The following is a 15,435-nucleotide window of genomic DNA, read 5'->3' as shown; positions in this document are numbered from 1 at the left end:
CAGCCCAGCGGGGATAAATCCCCTCGCCACAGGAGGTTGACGGTGTCAGTGGATGAAGGGTACTTCAGCCATAAGCCATCCCTCAATCCTCCTCACTGCCCTCCAGCTTCCAATACCCCACCGCTTTCACAAAGTCCTGGTCCAAGCCTTTCTCCTCCAACAACACCTTGCGAATCTGCCGCGATACCTTGCTCTCGGTCGCGACCCAGGCGTACAGCTTGCCACTGGGCATTTCCAATTGCTGCACGGTGGTCAACAGGCTGTCCCGGCGACCTTCGCGCAGTACCCAGATCACATGCACTTGCGCCGGGCTCTGGAGGATCTGCTGTTCGGCGCCGTTTTCCACTTCCACGACTACCAGCGCGCGCCGGTTGGGCGCCAGGCCTTCGAGGCGGCGGGCGATGGCGGGCAGGGCGGTTTCGTCGCCGATCAGCAGATAGCTGTCGAAGATGTCCGGCACGATCATCGAGCCCCGTGGCCCGCCGATATTGAGGTATTGCCCGGGCGCCGCCTGGGCCGCCCAGGTCGCGGCAGGGCCGTCGCCGTGGAGCACGAAATCGATGTCCAGCTCCAGGGTGTCCAGGTCGTAGCGGCGCGGGGTGTAGTCGCGCATCTCGGGCATCGGGCCCTGGGCTTTACCTGCGCCGGGGTTGAAGTTTTCCAGGGCGGCGTGTTCCTCGGCGTTCTGCGGGAACATCAACTTCACGTGATCGTCCGTGCCCAGGCTGACAAAACCGGCCAGTTCCGGCCCGCCGACGGTGATGCGGCGCATGCGTGGGGTCAGGTCCTGTACCCGCAACACTTGCAAGCGACGGCGTTTGATCTCGTGGGTGACGCGGTGAATGGTGTTTGGATCGACTTCGGTCATTGGCTTGACTCCGAGACAGGTGGACGGTCAGGGCCGTCGGTGATGGCTTTGGCGGTGGCGTCGAGCAGATCGCGCACCCGCTGGATTTCTTCCGGGCTCCAGTGGCCATGGTGCTTTTGCAGCGCATGGCGCAGGTTATACACCGCTTCATGGATTTCCGGGGGACGATTGTGGCCGCGCAATGTGCGCTTGCTGATTTCAATGCGTGTACGCACCTCATCCAGCGTTTCGGCCTGGTCCTCAAGGGATAGACGTCCGGCATCGGTCACGCTGTAGCACTTTTTTCCGTCTTCGAGGCCGCAACTGATCATTGCGTTCATTTCCAGGAAGGTCAGGGTCGGATAGATCACCCCGGGGCTGGGGCTGTAGGCGCCGTCGAACATGTTCTCGATCCGGCGGATCAGGTCATAGCCGTGGCACGGTTGTTCGGCAATCAGCGCCAGCAGCAACACCTTCAAATCACCGGGGGCGAAGACCCGGGGGGCCCGGCTGCCACGCGAGCCTGTAGGGCGTCGTTCGAAACCGTCATATTCACGTTTGGAGGAAGAATCGGAATGAGAATAAAGGGCGTTCATATGCTGTCTCCGTTCTGCATATAGATAGCACTCAGATATATCTTGAATAAAAGATATATCTTTTGACTTGATGGTTTTTTGCAAACTAAGATATATCTTTATTTCGCGGCGGGTTATTTGGGTTCAGGGAAAGACCTTACATGAATACTCAATGTATGCGAGGTGTGGTTGCATACATTTGTAATGATTAAAAGCGTGTCAGCTTAAAATGTGGGCTGTTTCTGACAGCTGAACTTAAGTTTTATCGATATCGGGGTATTTTTCGCTCTTCTGCGTGCTGGCTTTACTACAAGCCTATAGGAAATTGCCTGCTTTTTTTTAGTTAAAGAGCGCCGATCATGCTCGGCGTTGGAGGGACAGGCCAAGTTGCTGTTGGTCTGCAATTTCAATCATTTCTCTTTATTGCTAAGAACAGGTGTTAACAACATGCTCAAACAACTTGTATCCGTTACTGCTCTGGCCGTCGCTGCCGTGAGTTCTTCGCTGGCCTTCGCTGCCGACGATGCACGCTCGTCCATCCACATCACGGCGAACATCCCGACCCAGCAGTTCCATGTGCAGCCGCGCAACCCGGACTTCGGTAAAGATGAAACCATGAGCTACAACACGGTCAGCGGTACTTTGACTTCGTTGCGCCAGACCTATGATGTGAAAAACACCGAAGGTTCGGTAAACGCTTATATCGAAGGCGGCCCGGCTGCACTGTACAACGGTAGCGACGCCATCGCCCTGACCACCGCCTTCAACGGCGTCACCCTGACCGCCACGCCTCAGGAAGTGGTGGACGATGCAACCTCCACCCCGGGCACCCAGGCTGACATGACCATCGTCGCGGCCAAGCCTCTGGCTACCCAGAACGGCCTGTACACCGCCGACATGACCGTCATCTTCGACGCCGTGCCTCGCCCGTAAGGCCATTCGTTGCCCGGTGAGTTTCACCTCACCTCCACGGGCATGCCGCAGGCCGACCTGTTCTCCCCCAACGGGTCGGCCCGCACCTGAACGCCCTGATAGCTCGCTGATTAGAGAGTCCGTTGATGTTTTCGATAACACCCATCGCGGGTGCGCTCGCGCTGTTGTTGTGCGCGAACGCATTGGCCGCCCCGGCCGCCCCCGGTACCACTCCCAGAAGCCTGTTGTCCCAGGCCAAGGGCCTGCCGGCGGAGTTTGAAGCGCACTTCTTCGATGTTCCCCTTGCGGTTCGTGTTGAACTCAACCAACAGTACCTGGGTGAAGCCATGGTGGTCTTGACCCGCGATGATCGCATTACCCTTCTGGAGTTTACCGACACGCAAGACAGTTCGATAAAGGCCATTGACCGGGAGCAATGGGAGCAACGACTCAAGCAAGGCCAAGCGCTGGGCGCTTGTGAAACCAATTGCACCGCGGGGCTGCTCGCCGTGCATTACAGTCTCGAGAACTCCTTGGTGTCGATCCTCACTAAAGACGTCGAGCGCACCACCGAAACCAAGCGTTATCACGATCAGCCGGAAGGCGGCAGCCTCGGTCTGATCTTCAATAACCAACTCAATCTAAACGGTGGCCAGGAGCAGGATACCGGCGGGCGCTATGGCCTCAACGCCAGTTCCAGCCTGGGCAACTGGAGCCAGTCGCTGGACCTTCAGCTTTCGCGTCTTGGCGGGCCGGACGACAAGCTCTACCACGCCGTCCATGAGCTCTATACCCAGCGCGAGTTGGAAGGCCATTTCTTTCGCCTGGGTTATTTCACGCCCAGTTCCGATGGTTTGAATCGTCAGATCCGTTCGTTCGGCGCCAACCCGGACACCGCCCTTGGGGTGATGTTTGGCAGCTCCGACAGCCTGGCGATCGACAATCCAAAACCCAGCGTATACCCCATTTATGTCACCGCGAGCCGTCAGGCTTCGGTGGAGATTTATCGCAGCGGCCTGTTGATCAACACACAGGCGGTCAGCGCCGGTTTGCAGAGCCTGGACACCCGGCCCTTGCCCGGCGGTATCTATGAGGTAGAAGTGCGGCTGATCGAGGACGGCCAAACTACCGCCACCAGCCAGGAACTGGTCTACAAACCGAACAATTGGAGCAGCACCGAGGACCGCTGGCGCTACAACCTGTTCGCCGGTCGCGAAACCCGCCTGTGGAGCAACTGGGAAGACCAGCCCTCGGGTTTCAACACCGCGGGGCTCGGCGTCAACTACCTGCTGCACCCACGGGTGATCCTCGGTGCCTCCACGCGCCAAGTGCAGGACAAGCTGCAAGTCGGCACCTCGATCGACTGGACGCTCGCCAGCAGCACCAGCCTGTACGCCAACGTCTACCAGACCCAGCAGTACGGCACCGGCATGGACCTGCAAGGCCTGTACAGCTATGGCCATGGCAGCATCGTCGCCAGCCACAACCGCAGCTGGCTCGACACCCGCAATACCTACGAGACCTTGCCGGACGGCACCCGTGTCCGTCAGCGCAACGTGTTCGTCGGCCATACCAGCAACTCGTCGCTGTCGGTCAACCATCGCTTGAGCAACAAGACCTCCGTCAACGCACGCTTGGCTTACAGCGAAGGCAATGTCCAAGGCACGGGCCTGGACCTGGGCTTGACCCAGCGCGGCAAGCTGCGTGGCAGCGACGCCAACTGGCGGGTGTCGCTGTTCGACCGCCCCGGCACGTCGAGCACCAACGACCGGCGCAATCGCGGCGTGGACCTGAGCCTCAACGTGGCTTTGGGCGGGCCGGGCGAATACTGGTCGGGCACCATCGGCACCCGGACATCCCGGGAGGGCACGCGGGACAACAATGGGTCGCTGACCTATCGCCGCGACCTGGAGGATCACGTGTTGCAAAGCGTCTCCGCCACGGCGCTGGCCGATACCTACGGCGTAGGCCTGTCGGGCATCGCCAGCTTCATGACCGAGTCGATGTATGGCGATGGCTTCGTCCAGCGCTCGTCCTATAACGACAACCTCACCGGCGGCCTGAACCTGAGCAGCACCGTAGCCGTAGGCGGCCAGAAAGCGGCTTTCACCGGCCTGCCCCAGGGGCGCGGCGCGGGCATGATCGTCGACGTGGACACCGACCTGGACGACGTCGTTTTGCGCGCCGACGACCTGACCGGCGGCAGCACCACCTTGCACCCGGGCCGCAACTTCGTGCCCATCACCGCCTACAGGAACAGCCTGGTGACCTTTGACTTCGAGGGCGTGCATCCACCGGCGGCGAACATCGAGCCTTCGCGCACCCGTTATCACCTGAACAAGGGCGGGGTGGACTACCGCAAGATCAGCGTGATGAAAACCGTGACCGTGCTCGGGCGCTTGCTGGACGAGCAGGGGCAACCGCTCAAAGGCCACCACGTGATCAACCACGCCAGCCGCGGTATCAGCGAAGTGGACGGGTTCTTTTCCATGGAGATGAACGCCGCTTCCCCGACCCTGGAAGTGCGTTACGGCAACGAGTTGTTCTGTCGGTTCCGCCTCGATCCGGACAACGCCAGCGTCGAGGGCGATGTGCTGATGATCGGTGACTTGCGGTGCACGCCGGACACCCTGGCCGATACCACGGGGGCCGAGTCTGACAAGGCGAAACAGCGTTCGTGAAGCCCCCTTACTGGCTAATGCCGTTTTATCCAAGAAATACGATGACCCTGTGGCGAGGGAGCTTGCTCCCGCTGGACGCGCGAGCGTCCCCCTACGGTGTGATGGCTGAGATACAGGGGGCTGCTTCGCACCCCAGCGGGAGCAAGCTCCCTCGCCACGGGTGTTCCGACGTTCTTAAGGCAGCGTTACACCCTTATTTGCAGTGATTTGTCTTGATGTATGAGGTTGTATCAATGAAACCCTTTTCGGTTGCAGTGCGCAGCGTGGTCTCGGTGTTGCTGCTTGCGTGTGTACCTATGGCCAATGCCTTGGAGCGGGATATCTCCGCTGTATTCAGACCAGACGCCTCGAAACCCCAGGAGAATGCATTTCTCAATACCACCCCAACCAGTGGTTACTGTGCGCAATATCCGGCGGAATGCAGAGCCGCAAAGATGTTCAGCATTCGGTTACCGCTGACTGCCGCTTCGGCCGGCCCGATTCAAGCCCAGCATGCAGATTATCGGCAAGGTGCGATGTTTAAAGTGCCTGCCAATTGGCGAGCGCTACAGGTCACCCATGCCGAGACGGGGGAGACGGAAACCGTTGAAGTGCGCTGGTCCGGTTTCGGTTCGCAATACGAGCTCTCCCATAACGCAATCGAGCTGGTGGGTGGCGGTGTGAGTCTCCTGAGGGCTCATCAGTTGTTATGGAGTTCCAGCTGGGTGTATGCCGCCTCTCCCTGCCAATACAGCGGCGTAGGGTCATATGGCTCGAAGATCTATACATTTTTCTGGAAGGCGCCGGTAGAAAGCTCATGCGCCAAAAAGGCCCAGTTCTTGATTCCAGGGCTCAGTTTTTCCTACCTGGATTTTGCTTATGAGCTACGCACCCCCAACCCTTTGAAAATGTCGTCCGGGCAATACACGGGGTCGCTGACGTATAGCGCCGGGCCAGGGCGGGACATCGACCTGGGCGATGTCATGCTGCCCAGCGATTCCGCGCTCACCCTCAATTTCAAGTTGACTGTCGAACACACCCTCAAGGTCGAAGTCCCCCCCGGTGGCAACCGCGTCGAACTGGTGCCTCAAGAGGGCTGGCAATCCTGGCTCAACAGCGGTCGCAAACCCACGCGACTGTTCCGCGACCAGCGCTTCCATATCTCCGCTTCTTCCCGCTTCAAGATGGCACTCGAATGCCAGTACATCAGCGGCAATACCTGCGCCATCGCCGAGACCGGCAGCGGCCATGCCGTGCCGGTGGACGTCAGCGTGACCCTGCCCGATGGCTTGACGGACGGTGCCGGCCAGCCGGTCAACCGCCGCCGACTGCTGCGCGATGGCAGTGGCACCGAGCTTTTCCAGCCAGGTTTGTACGTTGATCGGCGCTCGGGAGCGCTGCATTTCGAGATTGCCCGGGGCAGCGTCGAAGCGATGCTCGACGGCGGCGCCACGACCTATACCGGTGACGTCACGGTGATCTGGGATTCGCAAGTTTAAAAGGCGTGGCTTGACCCGTTCGAGCCGATTAGAGGGTGGGTATAGATGAAGCAGTTACCAGTGGCAGTGCAAGGCATGGTTCCAGTGATGTTGTGGGTCTGTGCATCGACGGCCAACGCCGTGAGCCAGGATGTCACAGCTATATTCAGGCCTGACCCGTCGAAGCCCGATGAGAATACTTTTCGCAATACCACGCCGGTCACGGGTTATTGCCAACTGTTTCCGGCGGTCTGCAACAGGGAAAAACTCTCCAGCATTCAACTGCCCATCGTCTCCGAGTCGGTCGGTCCGATTCAGGCGAATCATGGAAGTACCCGGCAAGGTGCGATGTTCGATGTGCCTGCTCAATGGCGTTTGGCGCAGGTGATTCATTCCGGTACGGGTGAAACTGAAATCGTCCAGGTGCGCATTGCCGGTATCGGTACGCGCTACCAAATTCCTGGGGGCGTCGTGGACTTGGTCGGTGGCGGTGTGGGGGCCGAGGCTGCACATGGCATGTTATGGGGCGGTTCCAGCTTTCTTTATGCGCCCTCGCCCTGCCGAGCCACCGGGTTGGCGAGCTATAGCAACCTGACCTTCAACTTTTTCTGGAAGACGCCGACCGAAGGCGTATGCGCCAAACGGTCCAGCTATCTCATCCCCAGCATGTCTTATCGACACCTGGACTTTGCTTATGAGCTGCGTACCCCTAACCCTTTGAAAATGTCGAGCGGCCTGTACACCGGTTCGTTGACCTATGGCGTCGGCCCAGGGCAGGACTTCGACTTGGGCGACGTCATGCTCCCGAACGATTCGGTGATCACCCTCAATCTCAAGCTGACGGTCGAACATACGCTCAAGGTCGAAGTGCCCCCCGGCGGCAACCGCGTCGAGCTGGTGCCCCCGGAAGGCTGGCAAGCCTGGCTGAACAGCGGGCGCAAACCGACGCGGCTGTTTCGCGACCAGCGCTTCCATATATCGGCCTCTTCGCGTTTCAAGATGGGTCTTGAGTGCCAGCACATCAGTGGCAACACCTGCGCGATCAGCGAAACCGGTACAGGCCACGCCGTGCCGGTGGACGTCAGCGTGACCCTGCCCGAGGGGTTGGCGGACGCCGGCGGGCAGCCAGTCAACCGCCGCCGACTGCTGCGCGATGGCAGTGGCACCGAGCTGTTCCAGCCGGGTTTTTATGTCGATCGCAGGCCCGGGACACTGCACTTCGAGGTGGCCCAGGGCAGTGTCGAGCAGATGCTGGACACGGGCGCCAAGGCCTATAGCGGCAATGTCACGGTGATTTGGGATTCGGAAGTTTAGAAAGGCTGGCTCGGCCTGTTCCGAGCCGATTTGATGGTGAGAAATAGATGAAACATTTATCCATGACAGTGCGCGGTGTGGTTTGCGCGTTGTTGTTTACATGCACACCTGCGGTCAATGCGTTGAGCCGGGACATCAGTGCGATATTCAGGCCTGACGCTTCGAAACCGCAGGAGAATATCTTTCTCAATACCACTCCAGTGAGTGGTTACTGTGAAAGTCATTCGGCGGAGTGCCGAACGGCAAAGATGTTCAGCATTCGGTTGCCCATTATCTCCAACGCCATCAGCCCCATTCAGGCCAATCATGGAGACACTCGGCAAGGTGCGATGTTTAAAGTGCCTGCCAACTGGCGCACGGCTCAGATCACCCATACAGGCACGGGCGAAACCGAAGTGGTCGAAGTGCGTTTTTCTGGTATCGGTTCGAGATATCGAATTCCCGCCGGCGTCGTCAATGTGGTAGGTGGCGGTGTGAATCTGCTCACCGCCCACCAGAGGTTATGGCGTGGTTCTTCCTGGGTAAATCCCCCAACGCCCTGTCAGTACAGTGGTATGGGCTTTTACAGCCCTACCGATTATGAGTTTTTCTGGAAGACTCCGACACAAGGGGTATGCGCCAAACCAGCCCTTTATCTGATTCCCGCCATGAGCTACACCCACTTGGACTTCGCCTACGAACTGCGCACCCCCAACCCGTTGAAGATGTCCTCCGGCCAATACACGGGGACGCTGACTTATACCGTTGGTCCTGGGCAGGACCTCGACCTGGGTGACGTCATGATCCCCAACGACTCGGCGATCACCCTCAATTTCAAACTCGACGTCGAACACACCCTCAAGGTCGAAGTTCCCCCCGGCGGTAACCGCGTCGAACTGGTGCCCCAGGAAGGTTGGCAAGCCTGGCTGAACAGCGGGCGTAAACCGGCGCGGCTGTTCCGCGACCAGCGCTTCCATATCTCCGCTTCTTCGCGTTTCAAGATGGCCCTCGAGTGCGAGCGCATCAGCGGCAATACCTGTGCGATCGCCGAAGCCGGCACCGGCCATGCCGTCCCGGTGGACGTCAGCGTGACCCTGCCCGATGGCTTGACGGATGCCGGCGGGCAGCCGGTCAACCGCCGCCGATTGCTGCGTGATGGCAGTGGCACCGAGCTGTTCCAGCCGGGTTTGTACGTCGACCGCCGGCTCGGGATGCTGCATTTCGAGGTGGCCCAAAGCAGTGTCGAGCAGATGCTCGACAGTGGCGCCAAAGCCTATACCGGCAACGTCACGGTGATCTGGGATTCGGAAGTCTGAGTGGCCGACTGGCCGGCAAAATTCAATGAGTTGTGTTTACTGCATGAGGTTGGAACAGCGATGAAACATCTATTGGCATGGGTTGGGATCTATCTGTTTTGCGGCGTGGCCCAGGCTGGGCCGCAGATTGGCGTGGGGGTGGTGTACGACTACCTGGACGGCGACAAAACGACTTACATGAAACGGGTGTTCAACGGCGGGACGTCCACGGCGTTCGTCAAGGTCAACATCCTGGAAATCATCTACAACGAGGACGGTACCTATCAGGAAGTGCCCCTGAAAAACCAGGACAGTGCCCAGGCCAAAGATGGCCTGATGGCCAGCCCGGCGCGGCTGATCGTGCCGGCCAACGGCGTGCAGGGCACACGGTTGGTGTTCATGGGCAACCGCGACAAGGAGCGTTACTTCCGCGTGCGTTTCGTGCCGGTGGTGCCGGAAGCCGAAGACGAGTTCGCCATCAGCGCCGAAGAACGCGAGGAATATAAAAAGGAACGCGTGGAGGCGGGGGTCAAGGTCTTGGCCGGCTACGGCACGGTGTTTTTCGTGCGGCCCAAGGACACCCGTTACGAGACCGTGATCGATAACAGCGCCAGCCGTTACCTCTTGCGCAATAACGGCAACACGGTGTTGGTGATCGATGAGTTCAAGGACTGTGTGGCGCAGAAAGAGAACGACTGCAAGCCAACCACCAAGCATCACGTCAAGAGCGGCCAGAGCTTTTCGTTCGACAAGGAAGCGGGGCGTGAATACCGCTTCACACTGGTCGAAGGCAGCAAGACAAAAAACGTCGAGATCAAAGGTTGATGGCCGCCGTCGCCGAACCGTCGTCGCCAGAGGTAATCAGAATGTTCAAGACCCTATTGTTCAAGGCGTTGTTGTTCAAGTCATTGTTGTTCAAGGCATTGTTACGCCCCCTCGCATTGAGCGCATTGATATTGCCTGGGGCCTCGGCCTGGGGCGCGGTGGAGCGGGAAACGTTCGAACTCTACGTGACCATCCCGACAGTCGACTTCTATGTGTTGCCCCTCGACCCGCAACTGGTCCAGCGCGAACAACGCTTACCCTTCAGCACCATCACCACCAACCTCAGCCCCTTGCGGGCGACCTACGAGGTGAAGAACAGCAACGGCTCCATCGGCGCGCGCCTGGGGGAAGAGGCGTATTTGTCCAATGGCCGTGATCGCATTGACTTGCGAGTGACCTTCAACAACGTGGTGTTGACCCTGGACTCGACCCCGGTGGTCTCGGCCATCGACGCCCGGCCCGGGCGCCAGGTGCCCCTGGAAATCGCCGCCATCAAGCCTGATGACGGCTACACGCCTGGCGACTACTACGGCACGGTGCACATGGTGTTCGATGCCACTGCGCCGTAGGGCCGTCGATGCAAGAGCGTGGAGTGGTGAGGCTCAGGGAGTCGAGCATTTGCACCAAACCCCGTGGCGAGGACACTTGAGCAAGCGCCCTCGCCAGGGGTTTTACTTACTATAAAAAAAGGAGCTACACATGTTGAAAAAAATGGTTTTCGTTACTGCTCTAGGTGCTGCCCTGGGCCCTGCGCCAGGCTTTGCGGCCGACGATGCACGCTCGTCGATTCACATCACGGCGAACATTCCGAACAAGCAGTTTCATGTGCAGCCACGGGATCCGGAATTCGGCAAGGACGAGGTCATGCATTACAACCCGGTGACCAGAAAATTGTCCCCGGTGCGCCAGATCTTCGATGTGAAGAACACCGAGGGTTCGGTCCATGCCCACCTTGATGGGGACTCCTGGCTGAGCAATGGCTCGAATCAGATTGTCATTGGCGTCAGGTTCAACAACGTTGAGCTGTTCAACTCCTTGTCGCAGGAAGTGGTGGATGACGCAACGTCCACGCCAGGTACACAGGCCGAGATGTATATCTACGCACCGTTCCCGACTTCTCGCAGCCAGGCAGGTCTGTACACCGGGCTTGTCACCGTGATTTTCGACGCGGTGCCTCGGGTTAGCCTGTAACTCACCGCGCCACGGGGAGTCTGTACTTCGTTTATTAATCAGAAGAAGAGCAAGTATGTTTAAAAAAATAGTATCCGTAACGGCCCTGGTTATTGCAGCCCTGAGCCCTTCATTAGTGTTGGCTGCTGATGATGCTCGCGCAGCCATCCATATCACCGCGAACATTCCGAACAAACAGTTCCATGTGCAGCCACGGGATCCGGAGTTCGGTAGGGACGAATACATGTATTACGACCCGATAAAAAATGATCTGGGCACCTTGCGCCAGACTTTCGATGTGAAGAATACCGAGGGTTCGATCCACGCCTACCTGCCGGAGGGCCAGCCCGATTTGAGCAATGGTGCGCAAGCTTTTCCCCTGCGTGTCATGTTCAACAATGTGCGCCTCAACACTGCGCCTGTGGAAGTGGTGGACGACGCTTCGTCCACGCCAGGCACCCAGGCAGAGCTGGTTATAAGAGCTGATGCTGTACCTACTCGCCTCCAAGGAGGCTTATACACCACCAGCTTCACCATCATTTTCGACGCAGTGCCTCGGATTAACTTGTAACTCCCTGCATCGCGCCGTGTCTTATTGCCTCGCCACCAACGGCTTGCACTGGGTATGACTCCCCGGTTGCAAGTACGGCGAGAGAAACGGTGCCATACCCTTGAGCACTTGCACCGGCAGGGCTGAGGTGAACTTGAAGTTCTGCGCCGAAGCCCCCGGGACGAAGGCGGTGAGGGTGCCGAAGTGGCTGTCGCCGATATAGAACACGAAGGTGGCGGTGCGGTTGATCGATTTGGAGCTGATCACCCGTCCACCGGAACCGACGGCTTCGATACGGTTGTCGCCGGTACCGGTCTTGCCGCCCATGGCCAGCGGCGTACCGTCGGCCAGTTTGAAACTGCCGGCCACGCGTTTCGCGGTGCCGGCGTCCACCACCTGGGACAGCGCACCGCGCAGGGCCTGGGCCACTTCCACCGGCATCACGCGCTTGCCGTTGTCCGGGTTGTTGACCAACCGCGTTTCGTAGGGCGTATTGACGGCAAAGTCCAGGCTGTCGATGCGCAGCGCCGGCTGCCGGATGCCGTCGTTGAGGATGGTGCCCACCAGTTCCGCCAGGGCAGCGGGGCGGTCGCCGGAGCTGCCGATGGCGGTGGCCAGCGACGGCACCAGATGGTCGAACGGATAGCCGACTTGTTGCCAGCGCTGGTGGATATCCAGGAACGCTTCGATCTCCAGCATGGTGCGGATGCGACTGTCCCGGGCGCTCTTGTGCCGGCTCTTGAACAGCCAGCTGTAGACCTCCTGACGCTCGAACTCACTGGCCTTGACGATCTGGCTGAACTTGGCCTCGGGATTGTTCAGCAGGTAGCCCATCAACCACAGATCCAGCGGGTGGACCTTGGCGATGAAACCCTGGTCCGGCAGGTCATAGGCGCCGGGGCCGTAGCTCTGGTAGAGCCGCTCCAGGCGTTCGTCGGTGAGTTTTTCGGCGCTCTTGGCCGACTTCAAGTGCGCGCGCACGAAGCGGTTGAAGCTCTCCTGGCTGTCGTTGGGAAAGAAATAGCGGTGCACGGCGGCCAGGCGGATCGCCGTAGGACGCATGCCGTCGAGGAAGGTTTCCAGGCGCTGGCCGGTGTCCTTTTTCTGGTACTTCTTCCAGAACCTGAGCAGGAACGAAGTGCCTTCGCGGTCGGCGAACTGGGCCAGGTATTCCTGGCGGCGCGGGTCCTTGTCGTCCTTGAGCAGCTCGGAGCTGTTATTGGGGCCGGCATAGGTGGCGTAGCGCACCAGGTCGCGCATCAGGCGGATGAAGGGCAGGTTGATCGATTCGCGCAAGGAGTCACGCAGCGTGGGCATGCGACCGTCGTCTTCCTTGCGGAAGTTGTGGAAGGTATGCAGCCCGCCGCCAGTGAAGAACGCCTCGCCAGGGCTGGCGGAATACGTGCGATCCAGCGCCGCCTCGAGCATTTTCGGCAGGCTGCGGTCGCTGTTCTGGACCAGGTAGTCGACGGCCCAGCGGGAAAGGCGGTCCTGTTCGGCGATCTCGGTTTTCTTCAACGCCGCCGGGGTCTGCTGGGCATAACGTTCGTGCAGTTCGGCGATGATTTGCAGGTAGGTGGTGAGCACCCGCAGCTTGGCGGTGGAACCCAGCTCCAGTTTGCTGCCTTCGTTGATGTCGAAGGGCTGGTCGGTGCTGTCGGTCTGCACCCGCACGCGCGAGCCATCGGGGGTCAGTTCCAGCAGGGTGAAGCTGTAGCGCACCTGGGTGGTGCTGGTGGGAGTCAGCAGGCGTTCGCCCATCAGGCCGATCTCGGTCGCGAAGGCCGGGTCGGCCAAGCGCTTGAGGTACTCGGTGGCCTGGGCCTGCAAGTCGCTTTGCAAGGTGCTGGTGGCCGAGAGGTCCAGACGATCGAGGTCGTACAGCGGGCGATTGAGCAGCGTGGCGAGGCGACTGCGGGCGGCGCTGATGCCCTTGTTGGTTTCGTTGGGCTGGACCGTCGGGTCCTGGACCCAATCGCGATAACTGACCTTGCTCGCCAGGGCTGCCTCGGACAGCGCCGCATCGATCACGCCGTTCTGCGCCAGTAGCCGGATGTGGCTGTCGGTCAGGCGCGCCAGTTCATCGTGGCCCTTGGACAGGTAATGGGACGGGCGGCGCTGGGCGATCATCAACGACAGCATTTCCCGCAGGGCCAGGCCTTTTTCCGCCAGGCTCTTGGGGTCGTTGGCGGTACTGAACAGGCGTTCATTGGCCCGCTTGAAATCGGCGCCGTACCAGACTCGCAAGCCTTCCGCCATGCCATGGACTTCACCGTGCCCCGGCACGGCGGAGAGCGGCACGCTGTTGAGGTAGTCGCGGATGATCCGTTGCCGCGCCTCGAGGGTTTGCGGGCCGGCCTGGTAGGCCCGCACGCTGGCGGAAATCATCTGGCGGATTTTCTCCCCGCCCGACACCGTGAGGCCCTCGGGAGAGTGACGGTATTTTTCCAGCTGTGTCGCCAGCGTGCTGCCGCCGGCGGACTGCCCCGGCAGGCTCAACAGCTTGGCGACTTGCGACCAGGCCGCCATGGCGAAACGTGGCCAGTCCACTGCCGGGTTTGCCAGCGGTTGCTTGGGGTCGAGCAGAAAGCGGTTCTCGATAAACAACAGGCTCTGCACCACCACGGGCGGGATCGCCTCGAAGTTCGCATACAGTTGCTGCGGGTACTTGAACTGATAGACCGGTGCGGCGCGGCAATCGGTGATGGTCAGCCCGGCCTGGATCTTTTCCGCATAGGGCACGAACAGGCCTTTTTCGACGTAGCCCATCAGCGCCGGCGAAAACCGCGCCTGGGCCTGGATCACGTAGTCGCGCTTGAGCAAGCGCGGCAGGAATTCCCCCAGCGCGCTGTAGCCCAGGCGTCGGTCGAACGGGCCCGCGCCAGGGTAGACGATGGCATCGCTGGGCCCTGGCTGCACCGCATAGTTCAGGGACGCGGCGTACTTGCTGAGCTCCCGGGCCTGAAACCGCGACGTGCGCATCTCCTTGGCCACCGCCAGGCCGACCACCACCACGATAATCAGCAACAACAACCAGAATGCCCGCCAGCCATGCCGTGCGCGGCGTTTTTTTTGAGGTAAAGGCGCTTCTTCCATACGTTCAGTCGGGACCATAGGTTCATTCGAATCGGTTTGCCACAAAGCGCCCATAGTCGACTGATCCATTCACGCAGATTGATCGGACTTGCTTGAAGCTTAGACGGTGGTTGGCGTGGGGGGAGGGGAAATTGTTGGCAGCCAATCCACAAGGGCTCGTTGACGTCATTGTCCAATGGGCTTCTGTGGCGAGGGAGCTTGCTCCCGCTCGGCTGCGCGGCAGACGCAACTGTCGCAGGGCTGAAACACTTTCAGTGGTTGGAAAAACGGGGGCGGTTGCGCCACCCAGCGGGAGCAAGCTCCCTCGCCACAAGAGCTCAATGGCCTTCCAGAGTGGGTAGTCGCCTGCCTTGTGCAGACATCCAATGCATGGGCGTTCGCCAATGTCATGGGCTAACGGGCTTCTGTGGCGAGGGAGCTTGCTCCCGCTCGGCTGCGCGGCAGACGCAACTGTCGCAGGGCTGAAACACTTTCAGTGGTTGGAAAAACGGGGGCGGCTGCGCCACCCAGCGGGAGCAAGCTCCCTCGCCACAAGAGCTCAATGGCCTTCCAGAGTGGGTAGTCGCCTGCCTTGTGCAGACATCCAATGCATGGGCGTTCGCCAATGTCATGGGCTAACGGGCTTCTGTGGCGAGGGAGCTTGCTCCCGCTCGGCTGCGCGGCAGACGCAACTGTCGCAGGGCTGAAACACTTTCAGGGGTTGGAAAAACGGGGGCGGTTGCGCCACCCAACGG

Annotated in this window: 12 protein-coding genes; 9 read left to right on the top strand and 3 right to left on the bottom strand. The window is 60.0% G+C overall.

The annotated features are described in order from the left end of the window. Positions 1–82: 82 nt before the first annotated feature. Both PSH86_RS24425 and PSH86_RS24420 read right to left on the bottom strand, forming a co-directional pair. On the bottom strand, positions 83–868 hold the full coding sequence (locus PSH86_RS24425) for a siderophore-interacting protein (RefSeq protein WP_163856894.1): 786 nt from the start codon (positions 866–868) through the stop codon (positions 83–85). Continuing rightward, positions 865–1,443, bottom strand: a complete 579-nt coding sequence (locus PSH86_RS24420) for a helix-turn-helix transcriptional regulator (RefSeq protein WP_116833372.1) — start codon at positions 1,441–1,443, stop codon at positions 865–867. The genes PSH86_RS24425 and PSH86_RS24420 overlap by 4 nt, the downstream gene beginning before the upstream one ends. 426 nt (positions 1,444–1,869) lie before the next feature. On the opposite strand from PSH86_RS24420, the gene PSH86_RS24415 reads away from it, so the two are divergent. The 9 genes from PSH86_RS24415 (at position 1,870) to PSH86_RS24375 (ending at position 11,626) form a co-directional block, all read left to right on the top strand. Continuing rightward, positions 1,870–2,355, top strand: a complete 486-nt coding sequence (locus PSH86_RS24415; RefSeq protein WP_232201128.1) for a CS1 type fimbrial major subunit — start codon at positions 1,870–1,872, stop codon at positions 2,353–2,355. Between the two features lie 125 nt (positions 2,356–2,480). Continuing rightward, complete coding sequence (locus tag PSH86_RS24410) at positions 2,481–5,015, top strand: CS1-pili formation C-terminal domain-containing protein (RefSeq protein ID WP_305485453.1); 2,535 nt, start codon at positions 2,481–2,483, stop codon at positions 5,013–5,015. A 233-nt stretch (positions 5,016–5,248) separates the two neighbouring features. Continuing rightward, positions 5,249–6,493 (top strand): hypothetical protein, encoded by a 1,245-nt coding sequence (locus PSH86_RS24405; protein ID WP_305485451.1) that lies wholly within the window; start codon positions 5,249–5,251, stop codon positions 6,491–6,493. Positions 6,494–6,538: 45 nt separating this feature from the next. Beyond that, complete coding sequence (locus tag PSH86_RS24400; RefSeq protein WP_305485449.1) at positions 6,539–7,786, top strand: hypothetical protein; 1,248 nt, start codon at positions 6,539–6,541, stop codon at positions 7,784–7,786. A 47-nt stretch (positions 7,787–7,833) separates the two neighbouring features. After that, positions 7,834–9,081 carry a hypothetical protein gene (locus PSH86_RS30720; RefSeq protein WP_370873688.1) on the top strand — a complete coding sequence of 416 codons (1,248 nt, stop codon included), beginning with the start codon at positions 7,834–7,836 and terminating at the stop codon, positions 9,079–9,081. A 60-nt stretch (positions 9,082–9,141) separates the two neighbouring features. Next, a complete protein-coding gene (locus PSH86_RS24390; protein WP_305485445.1) occupies positions 9,142–9,885 on the top strand; it encodes a molecular chaperone in 744 nt (247 codons plus the stop codon). Between the two features lie 86 nt (positions 9,886–9,971). Beyond that, on the top strand, positions 9,972–10,454 hold the full coding sequence (locus tag PSH86_RS24385) for a CS1 type fimbrial major subunit (RefSeq protein ID WP_305490385.1): 483 nt from the start codon (positions 9,972–9,974) through the stop codon (positions 10,452–10,454). A 130-nt stretch (positions 10,455–10,584) separates the two neighbouring features. Further along, positions 10,585–11,076 carry a CS1 type fimbrial major subunit gene (locus tag PSH86_RS24380; protein WP_232201124.1) on the top strand — a complete coding sequence of 164 codons (492 nt, stop codon included), beginning with the start codon at positions 10,585–10,587 and terminating at the stop codon, positions 11,074–11,076. A 55-nt stretch (positions 11,077–11,131) separates the two neighbouring features. Next, the gene (locus PSH86_RS24375) at positions 11,132–11,626 is read left to right on the top strand and encodes a CS1 type fimbrial major subunit (protein ID WP_305485441.1); all 495 of its coding nucleotides are present in this window, start codon (positions 11,132–11,134) and stop codon (positions 11,624–11,626) included. 21 nt (positions 11,627–11,647) lie between these two features. Here the strand turns inward: PSH86_RS24375 and PSH86_RS24370 are convergent, their stop codons facing one another. Next, on the bottom strand, positions 11,648–14,755 hold the full coding sequence (locus PSH86_RS24370; RefSeq protein ID WP_305485439.1) for a transglycosylase domain-containing protein: 3,108 nt from the start codon (positions 14,753–14,755) through the stop codon (positions 11,648–11,650). Positions 14,756–15,435 lie beyond the last annotated feature (680 nt).

The organism is Pseudomonas sp. FP2300, assembly GCF_030687595.1.
GTDB classification, from domain to species: domain Bacteria; phylum Pseudomonadota; class Gammaproteobacteria; order Pseudomonadales; family Pseudomonadaceae; genus Aquipseudomonas; species Aquipseudomonas bijieensis.
The sequence above is the reverse complement of the archived record's forward strand: the minus strand, read 5'-3'. Positions and strand labels throughout refer to the sequence as shown.

What these genes read in the sequence shown, in the direction of transcription:
- PSH86_RS24390 (WP_305485445.1), top strand. Translation starts at nt 9,142, where the DNA reads ATGAAACATCTATTGGCATGGGTTGGGATCTATCTGTTTTGCGGCGTG.
- PSH86_RS24400 (WP_305485449.1), top strand. Translation starts at nt 6,539, where the DNA reads ATGAAGCAGTTACCAGTGGCAGTGCAAGGCATGGTTCCAGTGATGTTG.
- PSH86_RS30720 (WP_370873688.1), top strand. Translation starts at nt 7,834, where the DNA reads ATGAAACATTTATCCATGACAGTGCGCGGTGTGGTTTGCGCGTTGTTG.
- PSH86_RS24425 (WP_163856894.1), bottom strand. Translation starts at nt 868, where the DNA reads ATGACCGAAGTCGATCCAAACACCATTCACCGCGTCACCCACGAGATC.
- PSH86_RS24370 (WP_305485439.1), bottom strand. Translation starts at nt 14,755, where the DNA reads ATGGGCGCTTTGTGGCAAACCGATTCGAATGAACCTATGGTCCCGACT.
- PSH86_RS24375 (WP_305485441.1), top strand. Translation starts at nt 11,132, where the DNA reads ATGTTTAAAAAAATAGTATCCGTAACGGCCCTGGTTATTGCAGCCCTG.
- PSH86_RS24420 (WP_116833372.1), bottom strand. Translation starts at nt 1,443, where the DNA reads ATGAACGCCCTTTATTCTCATTCCGATTCTTCCTCCAAACGTGAATAT.
- PSH86_RS24415 (WP_232201128.1), top strand. Translation starts at nt 1,870, where the DNA reads ATGCTCAAACAACTTGTATCCGTTACTGCTCTGGCCGTCGCTGCCGTG.
- PSH86_RS24380 (WP_232201124.1), top strand. Translation starts at nt 10,585, where the DNA reads ATGTTGAAAAAAATGGTTTTCGTTACTGCTCTAGGTGCTGCCCTGGGC.
- PSH86_RS24405 (WP_305485451.1), top strand. Translation starts at nt 5,249, where the DNA reads ATGAAACCCTTTTCGGTTGCAGTGCGCAGCGTGGTCTCGGTGTTGCTG.
- PSH86_RS24410 (WP_305485453.1), top strand. Translation starts at nt 2,481, where the DNA reads ATGTTTTCGATAACACCCATCGCGGGTGCGCTCGCGCTGTTGTTGTGC.